Below are 23,190 nucleotides of genomic sequence, written 5' to 3' on the forward strand. Positions count from 1 at the left end.
ACGTCCCGCGGACAAGCCGCGGGACGTGGGGATTTTCTTAACTCAATGGCAGTGGGCCAGGGAGAGGGGGTTATAATTTAAAAAACTAGGCCTAATTCTTGAATGAAAATTCTTATGATGAAAATCCACAATAGGATATATTCATATGAGCAACAGACGAGTCTTATTCACTGCCAGCGCTTTATTACTAAGTGCGACAACATTTTCCCTCGCTGAACCACCAAAGGATGATCAGAGTATCAATCAGTTGGTACGCTTCCTTGTTTCAGACAAAATGCTCACCCTAAATGATCAAAACAGACTTATTCCTCTGAGCTTCTATGTGGGGACTACAGAAGATGTAGCGGCTTATTTTGGTGACTTTATTTGCAGTGCTGATAATAGCTGCACCGTAGTTGACGCGATTTATACTCCCTTTGCGATCTTAGGTCGCGGCCTGCCACCTATGGATGGTACTGAATTGGAATGGCTCGAGGCACAGGATCAAATTGAACGCACAAATATAAAATATGGTACTGATATCTATCATGGGGCAACCTGGCAAATTGCGCTTGCCTTGGCTGCAAAAAATGGTTTCTTAGAGCAGGATAGGGCAAAAATGCTGGTGGCAAATCAGTTAGAAAATATCACTGAGCCTCGAAATCGTGCCTTTGGTCATAGTTTTTTATATAGCGGTTTGCTCCCTATACTTGATCCTAAACTGGCCTTTAGTTTCCGTTGGCTAGCAACCAGTTTTTATAATAAAGACCCCTTTTTCCAAGGACGTTTCCAAGATTTTATCAGCAGGGACTTTGTGCTTTCGACTGCCTCACAGGCTGATCCACGCCATTTATCCTCAACTTTTTATTCCTTTGTTACCACCTGGTCTGATCAAAAACCACTTATTGGTAAAAATGCCTGGGCTCAATTGATTGGACCTCTACAAGCTGAATATCTGCTCAATAATGGCAAGATTTCGGCAGATTCCCCGGCCTTAGTGAATGCGATGAATAGCCTAACCGCCTTTTCTTTGATGCAATCAGGAATAGGGGCCTTTTATTTCACACCTAGTGGAACTGAGGGAGTCCAAACGCTCATTTCACCTAGCGATATTTCAATAGAAGATAATTTCGCGGTACTCGCTGGCTTGCAAATATTAAAGCATATTTTGCAAAATACTCAGCAAACAGCCGAAGTCACACAGGCTTTGGCAAGGATTAAGGTGATGCTGCAAGGCGGTAGAACCCTGAATGGTTTTAAAACTCTTGGCCTCTTAAGTTTTCTCTATAACGGTGCATTTGATACGCAAAATCAGATTTTTTTTACCAATGGTACTGCACTTATTCCCTCATCAATTAATGATTGGCTTCCCAGCACAGCAAGTAGAAACAGCTTTAGTGCAGTCACAACTAATCTTTGGGCTCTTTCAGCCTTGGGTGTCGAAACTATTGATAGCTGGTTTGGTAAAGGCACTGCTTTGAAAATTTGGCAATCGGTGAGAGACAATGGCGGTTACTTTAATAATGGTCAGCTATGGGGGATGGGGTATAGCTTGAATAATAATGTAGGCTCCCAGCCTGAGGCGATCATGACAAGTGCAGGAACTGCCGCAGCAATCAATGCACTTAACTCCCTAATTGATTTCTATGCTGATAGTAGTGATAGCGCTGATTTCCAAGCGGATTTAGCTTCTATGCAACTGAATATAAACAATTTACGCAATGACCTCTATTTAGATGCCAATTTTGCTGATGCAACGCCACGAGAGTTTTTCACGATTGTACCCCCTGATATGGGGCAAGCCTATCTTTATGCTTCAAAGCGCTTTCCAATTCCACTCGATTGGAATGCGAATACCTTGGCAAGTATAAATGGCAATGCTTGGGTTTTGATGAATAATTTTAGCTTCAATCCATTTCAATATCAGGGGAAACTGGCTGGGGAAAATTATCCTGTGCCGACTAAGGTTAATATCTTGGATTCTAATGTTGAATTACCCGGCGGTGCGCTACCTCAAACAGTTGTCGTGCACTTTACTGCAGGTAATTTAGGCTCAATTAGGCGGTTAATCGTGAGATATAACATGGATGGTTCACAAACAAATTGGATTATCAGCGCGATAAGCGATCAGCGTGAGGGCTTTGCAACTATACCTCAGGGAGCTAAGGCAATTGCGATATCCTTTGTTAACAATGACTTTGCCAATGCCTGTGAAATCAACCCAGCATCTGATATCTGTATTGATAATGATTGTTTAAATGTAAAAACAATCAGCACGCATTGGAGTTCGAATGGCCAGGGAAGTTGTGATTTGAATTAAGTAATAGATCAGTCCCCACCCAGGGTAATAAGTCACCCTGTCACACTAATATAGCCCGTCATCCTGAGCACCAAGCCCCTTTGGGGCAAGACCCCGTCATCCCGAACATAGTGAGGGATCTCCGGGATTAGTACTGTGCTACCTATCAGGAGATGTCTCTCTGCGTTCGACATGAGGTACGTCTTTGGGAGCATAGCGAAGGATCTCTGGGACTAGAACAATGCCGCATTCAGGAGATCCTTCGCTGCGCTCAGGATGATGGAAGGGGAGTGAGCTATTACTGAATTAATATGTCATATTCCACCCCAATGCTTGGTTCATGTGTTGATTTATTTTTGTCTTTAGTTTGCTCTTGTAAAAAGCGACCAGCACCAAAGGTGTTATTCGCCGCAGTTTCCCTGTTCCGTTGAAAATCAACAAGGCTTCTGCCCCCATCATCATTTATTTCTTCAGCAGCGAGATGAATCTCTTTGAGGGATTCAAAACTGGGATTAGTTGGCAGTTCCGCAGGATCAAATACAGTATCCCTTTGAATAGAGTCAGAGTTTCTAGTTTGAAGATCAGAAGCAATTTGATCAGGTGCAGTTCTCATGGCGTGAACTTCCTGGGTTTTTAAATAAGCAATTAACTCTTCTGCATTACCATCTTCCCAATTGATATCAGGGCCAAGTGCCTGATAGTCAACCTCATTGGCTTGATCGAAAAATACCGCCTTATTAGGATGAGCAGGTAAGGCAGCTTGCTCCATCCCACTCATTCCCCCGCGAATAATGACGCAATCACTGCGAGTCATGATTGGCGCAACAGAGGTATCGTCTTGATTGCCTAAGAGGATAATGCGATTTCGCACACTGTCCTGTTCACTTTGTGGGGTATTCTCGATAATTTCTTGCACCTTGGTGTAAATGTGCTCACCTAAGCCGCCAAAGACAAAGATTTGGTCATAGTTACTCTTTAGTAATTCTTCTATGTAGTCTACGGTGGTGTTTGAGCCCAAGGAGCTTAACATTATCGCCGCTACTTTAGCGTCAGGGGGTACAACAACCTCACCTAGCTCAGGATTTAAAGCCCAGGAAGAATCAGCAAGGTTTCGGGAATAGGTCTTAATCTTGATAGTCTGCTCTTTGCCGTGATCGAGATATTGCACCAGTGATTCGTCTTTGAAACCTCTTCGTACTAAGGGATTATCTTTAAAAGGTATATTGTGTATGCCTTTAAAATCTTTCCCATTTTCTAAATAAGATAACAAGAAGGGCTTACGTAAATTTAAGGCATAAATGTGCAACTGCTGTTTTTGTAAGGGGGTTAAATTGGCTAAGCCGTTTAAATAATGATCGCAACCTATTGAGGGAAGATCAGTCATATATTGATGTATTTCGATGGGTGTTAAAGGATCTTCCCTGCGGGATTTATTCTTAGAAGGTAGATATTTTTGGTTATATTCAATCACCGCATCACAGAGTGCTGCTAAAAATAATGGCTGGGTTGAAATAATTTCCGTATAAGGCTGGTTTTGTTCCGCCGCTGCAATAAGTTTATTTAAGAAATAATAATAAATCGTGTCATAGTTGAGCTCATCGTTTAATTCTTTTTGTTGTAGCAGTAGATTAATATCTTCAATTTGCCCATTGCGATGAAGGGTATTGGTCATCGCCGCAGCATAATATCCCATAGAATGAGCATCAAGAAGCATATCGACATAGGGTCGCATACGTCCTTGAGGAGGTGATTGGGGCTCTGAGCTTGGAGCTTGTTCTAATTTATCAATGCGTTCTACTTCCTTCCAAAAGGGGGTGTAGTCAGGCAGTCTGTATGAGTTTGTGACTAATGCCATTTTATTGATAAGGTAGCCAATACCCCATAGCGAAGAAAAGAAGATCCCTAAGCGGAGGAAGCCACCAGTAACCGAGCCCGGGCTTTCGGCGTACAACCTTGCCTTATGCATTGGGAATTCAATATCAACGTTAGGATCTGCTTTTAAGTTATCTATAATTCCAAGCATAGCAAAGACATGCCCGCCACCACCGCTACTTGCGATAGCTAAGGGGCGTCTTTTAGCTGGTGCACGAGTTTTCTCAGCTAGAGCTGTGTCTGTTTTAAGTGGATTTTTGGCAGACTGATTTTTGCTAAAGATTCTGTTAAAACTGTCAATCATATGCTGATGCATGGTATAGGATTGGGTCTGCCCCTCAGCATCTGTATGTATAAGGTGTCGGCGTGCAACAGTATGAGGTGTTCTATATTCAACGCCCGGCGCCACATGAAAATTATGATTTTCCAGGGGTTCTACAAGCAAGGCCAAATCGTCAGGACTTAGGCTCTGCTCTCTTCTAGTAAGAAGTAATGTTTGCCTTTCTGCCACATGTGAGGCTATCGAAGCCCAGCTATCATGCACAACACCGTCAACTTGCTCTTCATTGCTGCTATCAGCAGATCGGTGAATTTGCGAGAAATCTTTATCTTCAAAGGGAATTCTGTCCCAGGCTTTAGCGGCATCCATATGCCAACCAGCAATTACTATAAAGGGATAGGTAATTATAAAAACCAGAATTGCCCCTATCGAGCGAACTATATTAAGCGGATTCCAAAGACTTGCACTGTCTTCTGGAAACATGAACCCTGTGATAAAGCGGGGAATAGAACGAAAAGAACGTTCATTATAGAGTTTGACCTTTAGACCCATATCATGGAGTTTCGCTGCCGCAATAGTTGCTACAGCACCGCCAATACACATCCCTTCCAGACCAATGTTTTCTGGTCTCGCCCCGAGTTTTATAAGACGTTCAACTTGAGCCATTGCGTCATTAATCATATTGTCTTGGGTCCAGACCATTCCCTTACTGTAATCAACCCCACGATAATTAAAGCCAACAACTGTGCAGCCAATTTTGTTTGCAGAATGATTAAAGTCTTTCATCCAATTAATATAATTTTGCTGGCGGGCTAAACAGGCTATGACAAATTTTCGTTCACTGATTGGCTTATTTTCTTCGCCTTGGCCAGCCACTTCGACAGAATCAAGAACAGAATAGTCAGGTGTTTCCACGCTATAGAAATTCAGCTTATGCTTTTTTTCGGTAGAAAAGGGTGCATCGCCATATTTTTGTTCCAATCTTTCTAGGAAATAGGCGCGCATCTTGTCATCAAGACAGTTGATACCTTTAAAATGAATTCTATCCCAATCGAAGGTTTTACCTTGGAACTTTTCGAGCTGAGAGTCACCACTGAGCACAAGGCTAAGTTCGTTAATGAGCTTATCGATATGCTCCCTATCCTTAGCATTATCATAATGGAGCTGCTTCTTTTCACTGGTAGTTACAAAGGGGAGGGGAAACCAGGAGCCACTAAATTTTAGTAGATAATCTTGCAGGGTTTTATGAGATTCATGAGGAAATAGGTTAATAACAACAGCATCATCTGCTTCATCTGAATCATTGGCAAAGTGGACGAGATTAAACTCGCTTTGCTGCTTGGTATTAGTTGGATCCAGGGCTAGATGGGTGATATTGCGTGCCAGAATAAAAGAGATGAGCCATTTTATTAATAAATAAGGGAGTTTTAGTGTGGTTAATGCCGCTTTGCGAAAATCAAAAGAAGGTTTATCAAGAACAAAATAGTTATGTTTCTGTTTCATAAAGCGCCATTAGTTTTTTTAGTTGGGTCATTGTAGTTAAGGATTCTTAACGAATTATTAAGAACTCTACTTGTATTTTTTAATATTATTGTATGGGCTAACACAGCCTCGTCATCCAGAGCGCAGCGAAGGATCTCCGGGATTAGCACAGTGCCACCTTCAGGAGATGCTTACGTCATGTCGAACGTAGAGAGACATCTCCTGAGTGTAGCGCTGTGCTAATCCCGGAGATCCCTCACTATGTTCGAGATGACGAGGTCTTTATCGATGTTTGTCCCATCAGTATGACGGAGTAGTGGACTACAAAGGCTTTAACTGCTCCAAAGTAGTCGGGATTAATTCTGAAACTGTAGGATGAATATGAACCGCATCCCTAATTAGCGTATAGGGTTTATCGGCGTACATCACATCAAGAATGGAATGAATGATTTCATCACCGCCGACGCCTAAGACAGTCGCGCCGAGAATTTTTTGGTTTTTGGCATCAACAAGCACCTTAATAAATCCTGTTGGTTCGCCCTTCATGACTGCGCGCTTGACCTGAGTCATTGGTCTTTTAGCAACTAAGACCTCATACCCTGCTTGTTTAACCTCTGCTTCTGTCATGCCACAACGTCCTAAAGGGGGATTGATAAACAGGGCGTAGGTCATTATTCGATCTGTGACTTTTCGTTTAGTGTTATTAAGAAGATTATCGCTAACAATTTGATAGTCATTATAAGAGGTATGGGTAAAGGCGCCTCGACCATTACATTCGCCAATCGCCCAGATGTTGGGAACTGAGGAAACAAGGTAGTCATCAACCTGAATCATACCGCGGTTATCAAGTTTAACCTCTGTGTTTTCTAAACCAAGATCATCGGTATTGGGTTTGCGTCCAAGGGCAATGAGTACGTGGCTGCCTGAAATCGTTTTTTTCTCATTATCACAGCCAGCATGAGCAAGAAGTGTCGTGCCAGATTTTGAAAACTCAAGACAGGTTGTATTCAGATGAACATCAATACCTGATTCTTGCATGATAGTTAGCACAGTCTCTGATACATCCTCATCCTCTCTGGGAATTAAACGGGCTGCCTTTTCAATAACCGTGACCTTTGACCCCAAATAGCAAAAGAGCTGGGCAAACTCAAGACCAATATAACTTCCGCCAACTACAATCAGATGTTCAGGTAATTCTTCCAAATCTAGAATGGATGAATTGGTTAAATAATTAATGCTTTCCAATCCAGGCATTGTTGGGACAAAAGCACGGGCGCCAACATTAATAAAAATTTTGTTGGCGCTTAGGCTTTCATTGTTTACCGAGATTGACCGATTATCTATAAAACGTGCATGGCCGTGATAGACATCAATGTTAGCTGTGTTTCTAAGCCAGTGCTCTACGCCCTGAGAAGCTTTATACACAACCGCATCTTTACGTGCTTTAACCTTTTGCCAATCAGCCTTAATAGAACCAGAAATCTCTATACCAAAATCAATGGCTCGTTTGGCCAAATACGCAACCTCTGCGGAGGCCACCAGAGTTTTAGTCGGGATGCATCCTGTATTGACACAGGTTCCACCAAATTTATTACGCTCAATAAGAGCAGTTTTTAAACCTTCATTAGCTAGCCGGACTGCAAGAGAAGGGCCAGCTTGGCCAGCACCAATAACAATGGCATCGTAATGGTTAGTCATCATTGAACTCCCTGTATGCTATCAAGCTTAATTTTAGTTCAAAAATGAAGACATACGAAGGAAAACCCCTCATCCACCCTTCGGGCACCTTCTCCCCAAAGGGGAGAAGGGAAAGATCAAAATAATGTAGCCTTGATGCAGCGTAGCGTAATAAAGGTTTTCTTTGGTAACTAACTCCTTTCCCTAACCTCAATACCACCCGCAGCAGAATTAGCGCGAACATTCGGGTCATACATCGATTCGGCAATAATTGCAGGGACAGTATAGTGTCCTGTGTTAATTGCTTTTATACGATAGACAATTTCTCTAGCGCTGGTATCTAAGCCAGTGAAGAATACAACCCGATCTTCCCGAACATCAGCATAATCGATATTGTCTAAGTGGACTGAGTCACGAACCACCTCAAAGCCGCCGGGCAAGAGATCGACGATGGCGATATTTGATAAATAGGGATTTGCTAGTGAACGAACCTGAATATGTACCTCAATTTCAGTACCCAGGGTTGTACTGTTAATGACATTGCCTTTGCTATCACGGTATTCACGATAAATTTCAACCCCTTCACTTTGTGCTTTAGTGGGTAGCTCTTTATCAAAACCTGCTTGTGATAACTGATAGAAGACAGTCTGCGAATTTGGGTTAATAAAGTTAATTTGCTTAACATGTTCATCAATAGCCACATTCTCAAAACTATTATCAAGAGCCGTTAAGGTTTTTACCTTGCTGTCAGCAAAGATTTCTTCAATTGAGAAAACGGAGTCGCTGGACGGTGGGTTAGCATGTCCGTAGGCGCTTAAGGCCAAACTGCTATAACCAGACAAGACAGTGTTTAATTCAGAACTATTAATTGCCTTGACCAGGTTCATGACCAGCTTGTCACCAATAGCTGGCAAGCGACCAGGGAAATGACGTGCAACCAAATAGAGGTATTGCGCGTCAGCTATATTGGCATCATAAAAGTCTGTTGCATTAACGGGTTTAACCTGGGGTTTGTATTTAGTGATTAAACGATTCGCTTCTCCAGAACTCTGTAGAAGTTGGTAGGTCGCTGCAATATAAGCACCAGTAATTTCTTCTTGCCATTTTTGCTGTTGATCTTTATCCAGATAAAGCTGCAAGTTAGTCAGATAGTTTGTCGTCACAATCTCATTGCGAGTTAAAACATAAATGGCATAGGCTTGAATCCTTGCTTTGTCCATATCAGTTGGGGTTTGTCCTGCCAAGTCTCTTAAAAAGCTGAGTCCGGCACTGAATAAATCAGCAGGAATATCGTAATTCTGCAACCTGGCTTCGGTTAAAAACTGCATTGCATAGACAGAGGCGAAGGTATTGCTAGAATTATCGCCCAGGCCTGGCCAATAACTAAAACCGCCATTAGACATTTGGCGCTGTCCAAGCATTTGTACTGTGGCGGCGATTTTATCGTTAATTGCCTTGGTATCACTGGCGAACCAGCTTTGACCTGACATGGCTAGTAAGGGGAGTGCCTCACTAGTTAACTGCTCAGTACAGCCATAGGGGAAGCCCTCTAGATAGCGCTGTAGACCGGCTACTAAAATCAGCGGGCTGCTTGATAACGCTGCTTCTACCTTGCGATATTCAGGATAGAGTGAACGTTCGGGTGACAGTGTTTCTTTAGCTGATTGCGTGCTGCCACTAATGATAGAAGTAATAAAGGCAGTTGCTGGACGTACGCTAAGTGTTGCATCCATTTTTGCGGATTTGTCAGCTGTAGAGGCAACAAAATTTAGGGTAGTGGAACCTAAATCCTCTGTTGCCCTTAGTTTAAAGTGTAGCGTTTTTTCCTTGCCTTCGGCGATTTCAACCTTTTCAGTGGAGTCACCAATAATTTCAACACCGGCTGTGCTGGTTAGCTGCACTGTCACAGGAGCATTATCACCGGAACCCTTGACGTTATTGGCAATGCTGACACTAATCTCAAATTCGTCGCCTGGTGCAACAAAAGTAGGGGCATTGGGATTAATGACAAAATTACCGCGAATTTCAGATTTCTTCTCGGTTGCACCAACTGCATCACTAGCTACGGCAACAGCCATGACTCGGAGTGTTCCATTAAAATAATCAGGTATCTGATAGCTAAGCTCTCTCTCTGTCGCATCAGTATCGATAATCCCCGACCAGTAAACAACCGGGAGATCGGTCTTACGTTTGAAGGGATTAAGATGGCTTGCTAATAATTCTTCACCACCATCGCCACCAACTGCTGAGAGTTCTCTATCCTGAATAAACTTAGGCAGGATCTGATCAACTGTTTGTTCAGTTATAACTTCCAAAGCATGTTTTTGGAAAAAGAACGCCAGTGGATCCGGGGTCTGGTAGTTAGCCACCTGTAAAATGCCTTCATCGACAGCAAAAACGACAATTTTTCCTGGTTTATCGCTCTTATAGCCAATTTTGAAGGTTTCGCCGGGTAAGGCTAGCTTAGGCGTTGTCAAATCAATATGTACTGCCTGATTATCATGATCGACAGCGAAGGGCGCTATGCTATAACTCAAGGGGCTAATAAAAATTTCAGGGGAATCCCAATTACGTACAAAGGTCACATTCACATAGCCATTACCTTGAAAATCGTCAGGAATGTGAATTTTCTGTACAGAACTGGTACTGTCAGCCTTAAACCACTGCACAGCATAAACCTTATCTCTTTCAATAGTGATCAAGCCAGCTCCGGTGTATGGCGCTGTAATCTGTAGTTCAATGTCTTCACCTGCCTTGTATTCTTCTTTGTCGAGTTTGATACCAAGCTCGGCATTTTTAGCCAGGGGTTGCTGGCTTGTTCCCACGACAGAGAATTTGAATTGGCTTAATTCATTGTTGCTGCTGTCCAAAATATTAACCGCAAAGTCACCGATTTGCTGTGCAGGAAGGTTATAGACAGTACCTTGCTCATTAATGGTAAACGGCTTGGTATCAACTACAGTGGATTGAATAATAGACTGGTACTGATAAGTTCCATCGGAAGCTTTTACCAAGGTAGTGACAGGATGCAGAGAAACTAACTGAATCTTCAAGCCATCAATTTTCAGCTGAGCCAGTTGCGGATTAACAGCAATAAAATTGACTGAGCGTTGACCGTTTTGTTTTATATAAGCCAGATCACCATCGGGTTTATAACCGATAAAGTAGGGGAGCGGGCTAACTAAGGCAGTTGACTGTGCAGCAACACTGCGACCGCCATCCGCTTCAAAGCCTTCTGCAAAAAAGGTGAGCTGATAAGTTGCCTTATCAAAACGTTCCAGATGCAAATCAAATTGTGCCTGACCTTTATCATCGGTTTTGCTATCTGCCAGGGTATCGGTAAATACTTTTGCGGGCTTATTTGGATCCTGCAGAGGATCAGCAAAAATATAATCTGGATACTTAGAGAATTGCACTCGCTTGGGGGCTAACAGAATTTTCGCGCTGACTGTGCGATCGGTTGCTGGGGCACCGTATAAATTCCATAGTTCTACCTTCGCTTTAAGATCAGTCGGTGATATCCAACCTTGCTTTTGCTCTTGCGAAAAACTTGAACTAATTCGCATTCGATCAGGCTGAAAGTCCGCAACTTTAATCGTTGTTGAACCTAGAAGACTGTATGGTCGTGAATCTTTAACAATATAAAGACTAACTATATATTGTCCGGTCGGGGACAGATCAGTTGTTGCAAAATCAAGGCTTAGGAAGCCACTTTCATCCAGGGTAAATTTCTGATCTTTGATAGTAGTACCTCGTGGATCAGTAATTGTAAGCTCGAGGGGTAAACCTGGTGGTTGTGATTTTGCATAAGCTTGTTTCACAATCATAGCAATATGAGCTGTATCACCAGGACGATAGATACCTCGGTCAGAAAAGAGATAGGCGCTTAAACTATTGAGTTCTTGATTAGAACTATAAAGCCCGCCAGTGTCATAGCGAGAATAATTTAACTGACGGTTTGCCTTGTTATAAGGCATAAAGGAAACATCAGAGCCTAAACTCGCCAAATAAACAGTAGGTTCACGCTCATCGACAAAATCCTTCAAGCTAGGAAAGTTTGCCCGACCCTGTGCGTCTGTCGTGCGGGTTAATACGCCTAAACCATTTTTACCTAAGATAGTAAGGGTTGCATTAGCAACTGGTGTGCCTTGGGTAATTGACTGGACAAACACATCGTGGCTTCCGTCATTATTATCTTTGACTACCAAGCCAAGATCGGTAATTAAAACCAGGCGACTCGCATTGACATCAAGCGCTTCATTTTTATCAGCATCCCAACCTGTTGCTTGCAAGAGAAAGAGCCCCTGTGGGCCGCCAGAATTTGCTGTGGCAGAAAGATACTTAGCGAAATCGAGGGCAGTATATTGCTGTTGGGTTAAATCAGAAGCATTAAACTGCTGAACTTCAGAAAAGATCTCAGCAATATTCTGCTGATTGAAACTCTGATTAATAAAATAGGGGTTGTTAAAATCACCCTGGGTCTGTGTCACTAATTGGTTAACATTTTCAGGTAGGACCCGGGCAAAGTTGAATTTCACTGCGGGTAAACCTCTAACCAAAACAGAGAGCTTTTTCTCACCGCCTAAGGCAAGCAGGGCACCTTTGTGTAGGAAGCCAATTTCTTTAGGAAATTCAGGGACTTTAATGATCGCCGTATAGTCATTGCTTAAAACAAAATCACCGAAGCCACGCATCCCCTTATCTATTTTTAGATAGATATACTGCGGTGACTGGGCATTAAATTTATAACTATGCAGGGTCGCATAATTGCGATCACTGGGAAGTGCTTGAGTGGTAAGCGGTTTTGCAAGGGCGAGAATGTTTGACGTTACTTCACCAGGGTTTTGCCATTCATAGTTAGTTTTCTCCGCTTCGGTTGCTGTTGCAGGATAATTTTGCGGTAAGAGATAAACATGGAGTGATTTATTAATCTCTGGTTCAGTGACGCCAAGCGTGGACTCAACGGTCAAAATCTGCTCTGGTCGATCTTGGTCATTGCGAATAATTGATGCAGCGGCTGAACCGATTTTCAAATAGTTAGAACTATCAGGAATTAACAGATTTTGGCTTAGATCAGCAGCAAGCTTCGCTGAACCAGTTGATGATTTGACGCCTTTGCCAATATTTAAAATAAGATAAAGTGAAACCTCAGGGAGACTAATATTTTCTGAATGGATATAGGCAGTTCGCTTGTATTCATCGTAGTCGATTGTAAATTGATAATGTTTGGCTTTTAAATCCAGCTTGCCAAATTTGAAGGCTTGCAGCATCAGGTTAGTATTAGCCTCTAAACTTGCGCTATCTACAGGAAAGTTAAAGCTGACAGTAGCAACTGCCTGCCTGAGCATGGGATTGACCGGATCCTGATAAAACTTGAACTCAGAAATTTTGCCTTCAAAGGGTACCGTGGAAAATTCATAGTTATAACTAGCCATCTGCGCAGTTGCGGCAAAGGCATCTTTAGCAAAATGTATTTTATAAGTTTGTCCTGCAGGCCAGTCTTCGTCGGGGGTAAAGGTCAGGCTGCTATCAGAGTCCCAGACCCATTTGCCAGGTATTGCAGGTGTTAACTCGATGCCCTTGGTCACTTCCTTCCCAATCAAATTGAGCGGAGCGACGGATTGATTGACAAATTCCTCCTCGGAACTATTACCAAAACTAATCGATAAGGTATCTGGAACCATCTCTTCGGCTAAGGGGGTAATTTTGGGTGCGGTAATGGAGGCTTCTATTAATTGGGGTTTGGGTAGGTTTTTATACCAATTATATCCATAGCCTAAGGCGGCCAGCAGTGCAATGAGAACGCCGGTACTTGTCCAAAACGTCAGCGGACTGCTTTTTGCTTTACTATGTAAGTGAGCAGCCCAAGGTGGGCTGTTCCAGCGAATACGTCCAAATACAAGTGAGAAAATAGAGCCAATTTTAGCTATCGCTTGAGAAAAGATTGATTTGTTCATATATTACTCGACTTGATGTGGAGATAATTGGGGCACGAATATCTTAACGCATTTGGATGAATTTTACCGTTAGGGGGTAAAAATTTTTATCTTCGCAATGAATTTCTGTGGTTTGACTTGGTTTGTGCAACGGTCAAACCACGCGGTCGATGCCCACTAGATTAAGTTAAGGGCATTTGTCATTCCCGCACAGGCGGGAATGGCAAAACCTTCCTTAAATTAATGGCAGTGCGGTCGATGCCGCGGGGATTCGAAGATTATCAATTGAGTAGGATTTAAATAGCTCCGAATTCCCGCGGCTTGACCGCGGGATCTGTATCATGCGCCAGAGGGCTTAGAAACGATAAAACAATGAAACGATTTTTAAAATTAACAACCTTAGTCCTATCACTACTGTTAGTTTCCTTAACAGCCTACATCCTATTCAGCCCAAAGCCCCCACTGCTGACAGGCATAAGCTTCTCAACGGCTGTCTATGACCAACATGAGCATTTATTGCGACTAACCCTCTCTAAGGATGAAAAATATCGTTTATTCACTCCGTTAACAGAAATTTCTCATCAGCTGCAAGAAGCAACACTGCTGCAAGAAGATCAATATTTCTATTGGCACTATGGTTTAAACCCCTTAGCTATGCTCAAAGCCGGATGGCAAACCTATGTAGTCAAATCAAGGCGAGTTGGCGCATCGACTATTACCATGCAGCTTGCCAGAATACGTTTTGCTATTAACTCCAAAAAATTATCTGGGAAATTATTGCAAGTCATTCGTGCTCTCCAACTTGAAAGACACTACTCTAAGAAACAAATTTTAGAGGCTTATCTAAACCTGGCACCCTATGGTAATAACATTGAAGGGGTAGGGGCTGCGTCTTTGGTGTATTTCTCTAAGCCTGTTAATAAAATTAGCCTGCCGCAGGCTTTGACCCTAAGTGTTATCCCGCAAAATCCAACGAGCCGCACTCCCTCCAATAAGAATCTTAAGGATATAAGAAACAAGCTGTTCGTCCGCTGGTTAGCCTTGCATCCGGAGGATAAAAATAAGGAAGCGAGTATTAATCTTCCCTTAGAAATGCAAACCCTACATTCGCTGCCCTTTGTTGCGCCGCATTTTGTTAATGCTGTGCTGGCTTATAATAAGGGGCAAAAACAAGAAATAAAAACTACGGTTGATGCACGATTACAGGCTATTCTCAAGCGAATAACCGCAAATTATCTAGTACGTAAGCGATCTATTGGTGCTTATAATGCTGCTGTCTTGCTGGTAGATAGTCGTGATATGTCAGTCAAAGGTTTAATCGGCTCGGCAGATTTCTTTAACACGTCGATTGCCGGGCAAATTGATGGCACTGAAATAAAACGCTCACCAGGTTCTACTCTTAAACCCTTTATTTATGGTTTGGCGCTTGATCAGGGATTAATTCATCCTAATACTGTATTGAAAGATGTGCCGCATAGTTTCGGTAGCTATAACCCAGAAAACTTTGATTATGATTTTATGGGGCCAATCAAGGCAAAAGATGCTTTAGTGCTAAGCCGTAACATTCCCGCAATCTATCTGGCAAGCCAACTCACTAAACCCAATTTACACAAATTGCTTGAGGATGCCCAAGTCAGCCATTTAAAGCCAGAGTCCTACTACGGCTTAGCTCTCAGCTTGGGTGGGGCAGAATTGACAATGAAAGAGTTGACTAGTCTGTATGCTATGTTAGCCAATGATGGTTTATGGTACCCCCTGCGAACACGTCAGGATGAGCCAATTAATCCCGGGAAGCGCTTACTCTCCACAGAAGCGAGCTTTTTAGTTTTGGATATGCTGAAGGAAACCCCGCGCCCCGATGCAAATTTTGCAGGACAACTCCCTGTTTCCTGGAAGACTGGTACTTCTTCGGGTTATCGTGATGCTTGGTCTGTTGGGGTCTTTGGACCCTATGTGTTAACTGTCTGGCTAGGTAATTTTAATAATAAGGCAAACCCTGCCTTTGTTGGTAAAAATCTAGCTGCCCCTTTGTTTTTTGAGCTAATAGATGCAATTCGCCATGAAGCTGGGCCGATACCTACCTTAGTAAAGCGACCAGAGACAATGCATCTGGCTAGGGTTGAAGTCTGTAAAGCCTCTGGCATGTTGCCAACCCGATATTGCCTTGATAGAGAAATGACTTGGTTTATTCCCGGCAAATCACCAATCAAGACAGATACTATCTATCGTGAGGTGGCGATTGATCAGCTGACCGGTTTGCGAACTTGCCACTTTAATGAAAATACACGCTTTGAGATTTATGAGTTTTGGCCGACGGATTTGCTCAAGATTTTCAAAAGAGCTGGTATTAAACGACGTACTCCACCAGTATTTGAATCAGATTGTAACCTAACAACTAACCGGATAGGGCTGAGTCCACAAATAACCTCGCCACAAACTGAGCTTAGCTATATTGTAAGAGCAAACTCAAAGCAAAAATCAGAAATTCCTCTAACAGCGGTTACTGATGCTGATGTGGCAGCGGTTTACTGGTTTATCAATGAAACTTATTTAGCTAAAACAGCGCCGGATGAGCCTTTTTTATGGCAGGCTAGGGCAGGTAAGTTTACAGTGAGAGTAGTTGATGATCACGGACGTTCTGATGCCCGGGATGTTCGAGTTCGGGTTGAGGGTTAGTGTCGTTTTCTTCTGAGCTCCAACCCATAACCCAGCCATCCCGAACGTAACCACGTCATCCCGAACGTAACCACGTCATCCCGAACGTAACCACGTCATCCCGAACCTAACCACGTCATCCCGAACGTAACCACGTCATCCCGAACGTAACCACGTCATCCCGAACGTAACCACGTCATCCCGAACGTAACCACGTCATCCCGAACGTAACCACGTCATCCCGAACGTAACCACGTCATCCCGAACGTAACCACGTCATCCCGAACGTAGTGAGGGATCTCCGGGATTAGCACCGAGCCATATCCAGGAGATCCTTCGCTGTGCTCAGGATGACGGGCTATCAACCACTAATTCACGGCAATGCTTTAAAACCCGCTCTTCTTCAGGCGGCAAAAGAGAATAATCGCCAAATTGATGAGCTAGCATAACCTCGGGGCGATTGGGAATATTAAAATATGCTCCCTCAAAGAGAGTTTTCTTCAAGGGATAGAAATCATCATAGTTAAAATAGGTGCCATTGATACAATCATAACCATAACCTAACCAGGGACTCTCACTAGCATTCGCCTTAGTAATAATCCCTTGCAGCGCCTTTTCCAGCATTGTTTTTGGTAGAAGCATAGAAATTGTTTTATAGAACCTACGATAATGCCCCATTTGCAAGTACATTGCGGCGTATTTATGGTGGAGAACTCGACAAAGTTTTTTGCTGGCGATTTTATACACTTTTTGTTGCAAGGGTTTTGCCGGTCTTTTGTCATAAACAAAGATATCGATGTAAATTCCTTGCTTGTAGGGTTCATCGCCACGCTCTTTTTTCTCAACATAACGGCTGTTCAGATCCCTGATTTTTAGTTGTACCGCCAGATTAAAATAGCCTTTATCGGTTTGCGCTGTTTGTAACCACATATTTTCAGGAAGTTCTGCAGCAGCAAGCTGAAGAAATTTATTAAAGCTATCGCGGGGCATAGAGATATCTAGATCATCATCCCAGGGAATAAAGCCCTGATGGCGAATAGCACCCAGCAAAGAACCGCCTTCAAGCCAATAATCTAATCCATGTTTTTCACAGATTGCATCAACAAATTTAAGCATAGCCAGCATTTTAAGCTGTGCCTGTCTCAGACTACCGTCTTTGAGAAGCTTGTCTGCGTAGTTTTCCATATCTAACTGCCTCATCATGCTAAGGGGGCTAGATAATGCCTACTTATTAGATTTTCGTCAAAAATAATGGAAACTAAAAAATATATCTGTCTCATCTATGAATTAATTGCTCAATTTGATATCATCCCATCGGTTTTTCAAATATTAATTTTAATAAGGGATGCTTATGTTTCGTGCATTAAATAAATTCTTTGGTAGTCTAGCAGGCTTTGTTCTATACCCTCTCAAGTCATTAATTATTAGCCTCTTATTAATCGCATTGGCGCTTATACTTACAGCAGCGGCATTAGTCGGTATGCCTATTTTAGCCGCTATCATTTTTGGAAGTCTTGCAGAGGAAAATAAGCTTTCCACCGCCTTGATAGCTGGTTTTGTTGCTTTAGGGATTACGCTGATTGTAACCCCATTAGTTTCAGGTCTAGTGCTGTTTAGTTTAGCTGCTGGTGGTATAAAAGATTTCTTTAGAGCTGCAGTCTTTGGCTTGTCTGATGGTTATCAAAATGGATTATTTTTCCATGTATTGTGGCGTTCATTGAGTGATTTCATTGTTTTTAACTCTAACCTACGAATAGCCGTCGCAGTCCTTAATGCTATGGGTTCAAGTAGAGTAGAGGGAATCGATGAACAAGCCTTAGCACAATTAGGGGATGAGAATGATGTTGACTTCTACGCTTTAGAAGATGTTCCAGTTGTCAACCAACCAAATGACTTTTCTGACATTGTTGAACAACCCTCGCAAGTAGTAAAGAAAGTGTTTAAGCCGCTCACTAGTGAAGAGCTTGAGTTAGCTAGGAGTCAGGATAGCGTAAGTGCTCTCTTAGCTAGCTATAATGATTTGCATCAACGACTTACTCTACTTGATGAAGAGATCCGAAATAGAGGGACAAATCATGATGCTGATTTAGCAACGCTCGAAGATGAACTAGTTGTTTATACAGCAATTAAAGAGCCGGCTCTGCTAGTAAAACAATACCAAGATGACAATGGAAGATGGCGAGCTATTCCTGGTTTGACTAAGATCGTTGATAAAGCTACTCAAGAACAATGGCTACGCCTGAATAAGACTCATCCGACAACCAGGGAACCCTTGGATGGAGCTAATCCCTATAATGACAAGCCAGCGCGCTATCGTATGCGTGTTTATAAAAATATGAATGATGCCCAAGAGCTTATTGAAGCATCTATTCTTATTCGTCAAGAGCTTAAAAAACTTAACCCGGCTAATATTCAACCAGCTGCGGTTATTTCAAGTGTGCGCTCTTTAATACAAAGCAATACTGGTCTGTTTGGATCTGGAAACAGGGTTGCTGAGCAAGAAAGGTTGAACACTAATCCTGAGGAAGAGAGAAGCTTAAGCTATTCGTCGTAATCCATCTTCGTCATCTAGAGCGTAGCGAAGGATCTCCTGAATGTAGCACATTGCTAATCCCGGAGATCCTTCGCTACGCTCTAGATGACGGTAATTCAAATAATCAATCCAATCACTACCTCTCGCTGCTCATTGAGCAACACATTAAAAGTCCGGCATGCAGCGCCAATGGACATAGTCTCTAAACCAATACGTCGCTTTGCTAGAGCCAATATTGTTGGCTGTGGCGCAAACTTTCCCTGTTGCTTATGACCGATGATGATAATTTTAGGCTGATAACGAAGCAGGGGCTCCAAGGACTCTTCATCGAGTTCTTGAATAGATGAAATTGGCCATTCACTGATAATTTCATGAGTACTGATGATAAGGCTGCTTTGATAAGTGGAGGAACCAACCTTAATCCCCTCATCGCTATAGGCCTGGATGCTATTCTGATCAGCTGCTTCTAAGTTGATATGCATGGTGTTTAATCGGACGTTAATTTATACTAGCTGGCAGTATATCACAGAGGTAATTAAACATGAGTCCCTTTCCACGTATCAAACGCTTACCCCCTTACGTCTTTAACACCCTAACACAGTTAAAATCAGAGGCACGAGCGCGTGGAGAAGACATTATTGATTTTGGTATGGGAAACCCTGATCAGCCTACTCCCAAACATATCGTTGACAAGCTAGTTGAAACCGCACAACGACCTGATACTCATCGTTACTCAATGTCTAAAGGTATTCCCCGTTTACGTCGTGCTATGGCAACTTGGTATCAGCGCCATTATGGGGTCACTCTCAATCCAGAAACTCAGGTTCTAACGACGATTGGTTCAAAAGAAGGCCTAGCCCATCTTGCTTTAGCAATCAGTGGGCCTGGCGATACAGTGTTGGTGCCTGATCCAGCTTACCCTATTCATACCTATGGTTTTATTATTGCTGGCGCTAATGTTAAACAAATTCCCTTAATTGATGAGAACCAGTTTTTAGAAGCAGTCGAAGTTGCAATTGAGCAAACCTGGCCACGTCCTAAAGCCTTAGTTATCAGCTTCCCAGCGAATCCAAGTACCCATTGCGTTGAATATGAATTTTTTGAGCGCGTTGTTGAATTAGCAAAACGAAATGAGCTCTGGATAATTCATGATTTGGCTTATGCCGATATCGTCTTTGATGGTTATAAAGCTCCCTCAATTTTACAAGTACCTGGTGCTATCGATGTAGCTATTGAGACCTATTCCATGTCGAAATCTTACAATATGCCTGGTTGGCGTGTAGGTTTTGCCTGCGGTAATGAGGAATTAGTTTATGCCTTGACTCGCATCAAGTCCTATTTAGATTACGGTACTTTCACTCCAATCCAAGTCGCGGCCATTACCGCGCTTGAAGGGCCTGATGATTGCGTAGAAGAAATCCGGGCTATGTATGAGCGACGCCGCAATGTTTTATGTGATGGCTTGCAAGAAATTGGCTGGCAGGTTGAAAGACCTAAGGCAACTATGTTCGTTTGGGCACCAATTCCCGAACCCTATCAGCATATGGGTTCGCTAGAGTTTTCCAAATACCTGCTGAAGGAGGCCTTCGTTGCCGTTTCGCCAGGAATAGGTTTTGGTCCACAGAGCGATGGTTATGTTCGTTTTGGTTTAATCGAAAATAGTCAACGCATGCGTCAGGCTTTACGTAATTTAAAGGCCTTATTTAAGAGAGATGGTTATTTAAAGGCAGTGTAATCAATGGATGTAGTGGTCAATGGTATAAAGGATGAGCTGCCATCTGATAGTAAACCCTTAGCCGGACTAGGGGATTACTATCAAAATATTTTGCTTTGTTTCTCTTATGAGCCAGAGTCTTTGCCTCTCGCCGATTTGCTAAAACACTATCATCAGCTAAGCGGAAAATGGCTTGTCGCATCGCCCGTGCATTGGGAAGCAACCCATAATGATGCAATGCTTGTCGCAGCAGGTACAGAACTAGAGCTCTCAGAAGATGAATCAAGGTTATGGTTTACACAAGTTGCTGATTTCTTAAAAGCAGATGGTTTTAATCCTGTATTTCATGATACACAAACCTGGTTATTTAACATTGACGATAAGCCTGAAATCAAAAGCCAATCAGCCCAGTCTCTCATGCATAAATCCTTAATGCCTGCTTTATCTGGCTTAGATAAATCGTTGTATTGGCAGCGCCTTATCACTGAATTGCAAATGTATCTGGGAGCTCATCCACTGAGTTCGCTACGTGAAGGCTTAGCAATTAATGGACTTTGGTTTTGGGGTGAGGGCGAGTTGCAAATTAAGACAAAGAGGGTGGTTACAACGGATGATGAGGTGCTGATTGACTCCCTAGGACAATCCCTTAGTGCTTTAAGCCCAACCACTGCCTTTGCAAAGGATGATTTGCTAATTATTAGCGATCCAAAGCAGCTTGTTGCAAACCAGCTGGAAGAAAGAATTAATAAACATAAAGTCAATTGGTACTGGAATAATTGCAGTTATTCCAGGAAGGCAACCCATTGGTGGTCAAGACTCTGGAGATAATTATGCGCATCAAACAACGGGAACTTCCTCAGTCAATACCATCCTTTGTCAATCATGCTTCGGTCTTGCAGCGAATTTACGCCCTGCGTGGTTTGACGGATGAAACGCAGTTGGATAAATCACTGCAAGCCTTATTACCCTTTAATACGCTAACGGATATCGATAAAGCTTGTTTACGTCTCGAACAAGCCTTGAATGAACAGCAACGCATCCTGATTGTGGGCGATTTTGATGCCGATGGCGCGACATCAACGGCGCTCGCTATTTCTGCTCTACGCCTGCTGGGGGCAGCTCATGTAGAGTTTTTAGTGCCCAATCGTTTTGAGTTTGGTTATGGCTTAACACCAGCCATTATTGAGGTTGCTAAAAAATGGCAGCCAGATCTGATTATCACAGTTGATAATGGTATTGCTAGTATTGACGGCGTCGAAGCAGCGAATGCAGCGGGAATTGATGTACTGATTACGGATCATCATTTACCTGCAGAAATCTTGCCTAAGGCTTGTGCAATTGTTAATCCGAATCAGCATGATGATCACTTTCAAAGTAAATCGATTGCCGGTGTCGGAGTCATTTTCTATGTCATGCTCGCACTAAGACGCCATCTGATTAATGTGGGCTGGTTTAGTTCCCAGGGTTTAGCCGAACCTAATATGGCGCAACTGCTGGATTTGGTTGCCTTAGGTACGGTTGCTGATGTGGTTGCCCTTGATCAAAACAATCGGATTTTAGTCAGCCAAGGCTTAGCCAGAATTCGCCAAGGCCACTGCAGACCAGGAATCAAGGCGCTAATTGAAATTGCCGGCAGGGATCATTCTCGTTTACGTGAATCTGATTTGGGCTTTGCTGTTGCTCCAAGGCTTAATGCCGCTGGACGTCTTGATGATATGTCTCTCGGTATTGAATGCCTGCTTAGTGATAATTATGAAAAGGCCAAGATGTTAGCGCTACAACTCGATGAACTTAACCAAGAGCGCCGGGTTATCGAAGCGGAGATGAAAGAGCAAGCGATGCTTGCTGTCGAAAAGCTCACGAAAAAAATTGAAAATGATAATCGCCTACCTGTAGCCCTGTGTTTGTACGACCAAGCCTGGCATCAAGGAGTAATCGGAATTCTCGCTGGTCGCTTAAAAGAGCGCTACCATCGACCAGTTATTGCTTTTGCAGTTATTAATGATGAATTAAAGGGCTCGGCGCGCTCTGTACCTGGGTTGAATATACGTGATGCGCTTGCTGCTGTTGATAAGGACTTTCCAGGACTGATCACCAAATTTGGCGGCCACGCAATGGCAGCTGGCTTAAGTTTGCCGACCCAAGCTTTTAAGGACTTTCATGAAGCCTTTATTAATGAGGTTGCAAAACATATTGATGTTTCTCAATGTGAAGGGATTTTATATACCGATGGGGCTTTGGATCCGGAAGAAATCACCTTGGAAACCGCAAACTTGTTACATCAGGCAGGTCCCTGGGGGCAACAATTTCCTGAGCCCTGTTTTGATAACATCTTTGAAATAATGGAGCAGCGGCTTGTAGGTCAGCACCACTTAAAATTGAGTCTTGCTCATCCTGATGGTGGTAAGGTTATTGACGCAATTGCCTTTAATGTTGATCTGAATCAATGGCCTAATCATCGTGCTCGACAAGCTCATATTGCTTATAAGTTGGATATCAATGTGTACCAGGGTCGAACACGGTTGCAGCTTATTGTTGAGGCGATGCAGGTGGTTTGACCACCGGATCCATATAGCCCTTAGCCTGGATGCATGGAAGCGAAATCAAAGTTTTCCTTAGATAAAGATAATCATCAATTAAACTTTAGAGGTTGGTTCACACTGCTCTTGCCTAAAAGCCTTATCTGTAAAGAAATGATGGGCTATCTATTTGAATCTATAAAGAAAACTTTCAGAGGTATAAAAGAGCTGTTGATAAATTGTT

General features: G+C 42.9%; 11 protein-coding genes. 6 read left to right on the forward strand and 5 right to left on the reverse strand.

Going from position 1 to position 23,190, the window contains the following annotated elements; genetic code table 11:
- Positions 1-145 precede the first annotated feature (145 nt).
- The gene (locus BN1094_RS17125; protein ID WP_044012387.1) at positions 146-2,299 is read left to right on the forward strand and encodes a hypothetical protein; all 2,154 of its coding nucleotides are present in this window, start codon (positions 146-148) and stop codon (positions 2,297-2,299) included.
- Between the two features lie 277 nt (positions 2,300-2,576).
- Here the strand turns inward: BN1094_RS17125 and BN1094_RS17130 are convergent, their stop codons facing one another.
- From BN1094_RS17130 to BN1094_RS17140, 3 genes are all read right to left on the reverse strand, one after another.
- Positions 2,577-5,933 (reverse strand): alpha/beta hydrolase family protein, encoded by a 3,357-nt coding sequence (locus BN1094_RS17130; RefSeq protein WP_052403357.1) that lies wholly within the window; start codon positions 5,931-5,933, stop codon positions 2,577-2,579.
- Between the two features lie 300 nt (positions 5,934-6,233).
- Complete coding sequence (locus BN1094_RS17135; protein WP_218054625.1) at positions 6,234-7,613, reverse strand: FAD-containing oxidoreductase; 1,380 nt, start codon at positions 7,611-7,613, stop codon at positions 6,234-6,236.
- A gap of 167 nt (positions 7,614-7,780) precedes the next feature.
- The gene (locus BN1094_RS17140; RefSeq protein ID WP_044012393.1) at positions 7,781-13,546 is read right to left on the reverse strand and encodes an alpha-2-macroglobulin family protein; all 5,766 of its coding nucleotides are present in this window, start codon (positions 13,544-13,546) and stop codon (positions 7,781-7,783) included.
- Between the two features lie 351 nt (positions 13,547-13,897).
- Here BN1094_RS17140 and pbpC point away from each other — a divergent pair, with 351 nt between their 5' ends.
- A complete protein-coding gene (gene pbpC / locus BN1094_RS17145) occupies positions 13,898-16,201 on the forward strand; it encodes a penicillin-binding protein 1C (RefSeq protein ID WP_044012395.1) in 2,304 nt (767 codons plus the stop codon).
- 324 nt (positions 16,202-16,525) lie between these two features.
- Here pbpC and BN1094_RS17150 read toward each other — a convergent pair whose 3' ends face one another.
- Positions 16,526-17,365, reverse strand: a complete 840-nt coding sequence (locus BN1094_RS17150) for a LicD family protein (RefSeq protein ID WP_245614387.1) — start codon at positions 17,363-17,365, stop codon at positions 16,526-16,528.
- A 166-nt stretch (positions 17,366-17,531) separates the two neighbouring features.
- Here BN1094_RS17150 and BN1094_RS17155 point away from each other — a divergent pair, with 166 nt between their 5' ends.
- On the forward strand, positions 17,532-18,734 hold the full coding sequence (locus BN1094_RS17155) for a hypothetical protein (RefSeq protein ID WP_044012397.1): 1,203 nt from the start codon (positions 17,532-17,534) through the stop codon (positions 18,732-18,734).
- Between the two features lie 95 nt (positions 18,735-18,829).
- Here the strand turns inward: BN1094_RS17155 and BN1094_RS17160 are convergent, their stop codons facing one another.
- Positions 18,830-19,195, reverse strand: a complete 366-nt coding sequence (locus BN1094_RS17160) for an Mth938-like domain-containing protein (protein WP_044012399.1) — start codon at positions 19,193-19,195, stop codon at positions 18,830-18,832.
- Between the two features lie 59 nt (positions 19,196-19,254).
- On the opposite strand from BN1094_RS17160, the gene alaC reads away from it, so the two are divergent.
- From alaC to recJ, 3 genes are read left to right on the forward strand one after another with little or no spacing between them, the layout of a single operon-like run.
- Entirely contained in the window at positions 19,255-20,448 is a 1,194-nt protein-coding gene (gene alaC / locus BN1094_RS17165) for an alanine transaminase (RefSeq protein ID WP_044012400.1), read from the forward strand.
- 3 nt (positions 20,449-20,451) lie between these two features.
- Entirely contained in the window at positions 20,452-21,255 is an 804-nt protein-coding gene (locus tag BN1094_RS17170) for a hypothetical protein (protein ID WP_044012401.1), read from the forward strand.
- A 2-nt stretch (positions 21,256-21,257) separates the two neighbouring features.
- Complete coding sequence (recJ, locus tag BN1094_RS17175) at positions 21,258-22,985, forward strand: single-stranded-DNA-specific exonuclease RecJ (RefSeq protein ID WP_044012403.1); 1,728 nt, start codon at positions 21,258-21,260, stop codon at positions 22,983-22,985.
- The last annotated feature ends 205 nt before the right edge of the window (positions 22,986-23,190 follow it).

Origin of the sequence: Legionella massiliensis (assembly GCF_000756815.1) — a bacterium.
GTDB lineage: Bacteria > Pseudomonadota > Gammaproteobacteria > Legionellales > Legionellaceae > Tatlockia > Tatlockia massiliensis.

Bases quoted from the DNA above. Each gene is read 5' to 3' on its own strand.
- BN1094_RS17170 (WP_044012401.1), top strand. From the start codon at position 20,452: ATGGATGTAGTGGTCAATGGTATAAAGGATGAGCTGCCATCTGATAGT.
- recJ (WP_044012403.1), top strand. From the start codon at position 21,258: ATGCGCATCAAACAACGGGAACTTCCTCAGTCAATACCATCCTTTGTC.
- alaC (WP_044012400.1), top strand. From the start codon at position 19,255: ATGAGTCCCTTTCCACGTATCAAACGCTTACCCCCTTACGTCTTTAAC.
- pbpC (WP_044012395.1), top strand. From the start codon at position 13,898: ATGAAACGATTTTTAAAATTAACAACCTTAGTCCTATCACTACTGTTA.
- BN1094_RS17155 (WP_044012397.1), top strand. From the start codon at position 17,532: ATGTTTCGTGCATTAAATAAATTCTTTGGTAGTCTAGCAGGCTTTGTT.
- BN1094_RS17140 (WP_044012393.1), bottom strand. From the start codon at position 13,546: ATGAACAAATCAATCTTTTCTCAAGCGATAGCTAAAATTGGCTCTATT.
- BN1094_RS17130 (WP_052403357.1), bottom strand. From the start codon at position 5,933: ATGAAACAGAAACATAACTATTTTGTTCTTGATAAACCTTCTTTTGAT.
- BN1094_RS17135 (WP_218054625.1), bottom strand. From the start codon at position 7,613: ATGATGACTAACCATTACGATGCCATTGTTATTGGTGCTGGCCAAGCT.
- BN1094_RS17125 (WP_044012387.1), top strand. From the start codon at position 146: ATGAGCAACAGACGAGTCTTATTCACTGCCAGCGCTTTATTACTAAGT.
- BN1094_RS17160 (WP_044012399.1), bottom strand. From the start codon at position 19,195: ATGCATATCAACTTAGAAGCAGCTGATCAGAATAGCATCCAGGCCTAT.
- BN1094_RS17150 (WP_245614387.1), bottom strand. From the start codon at position 17,365: ATGGAAAACTACGCAGACAAGCTTCTCAAAGACGGTAGTCTGAGACAG.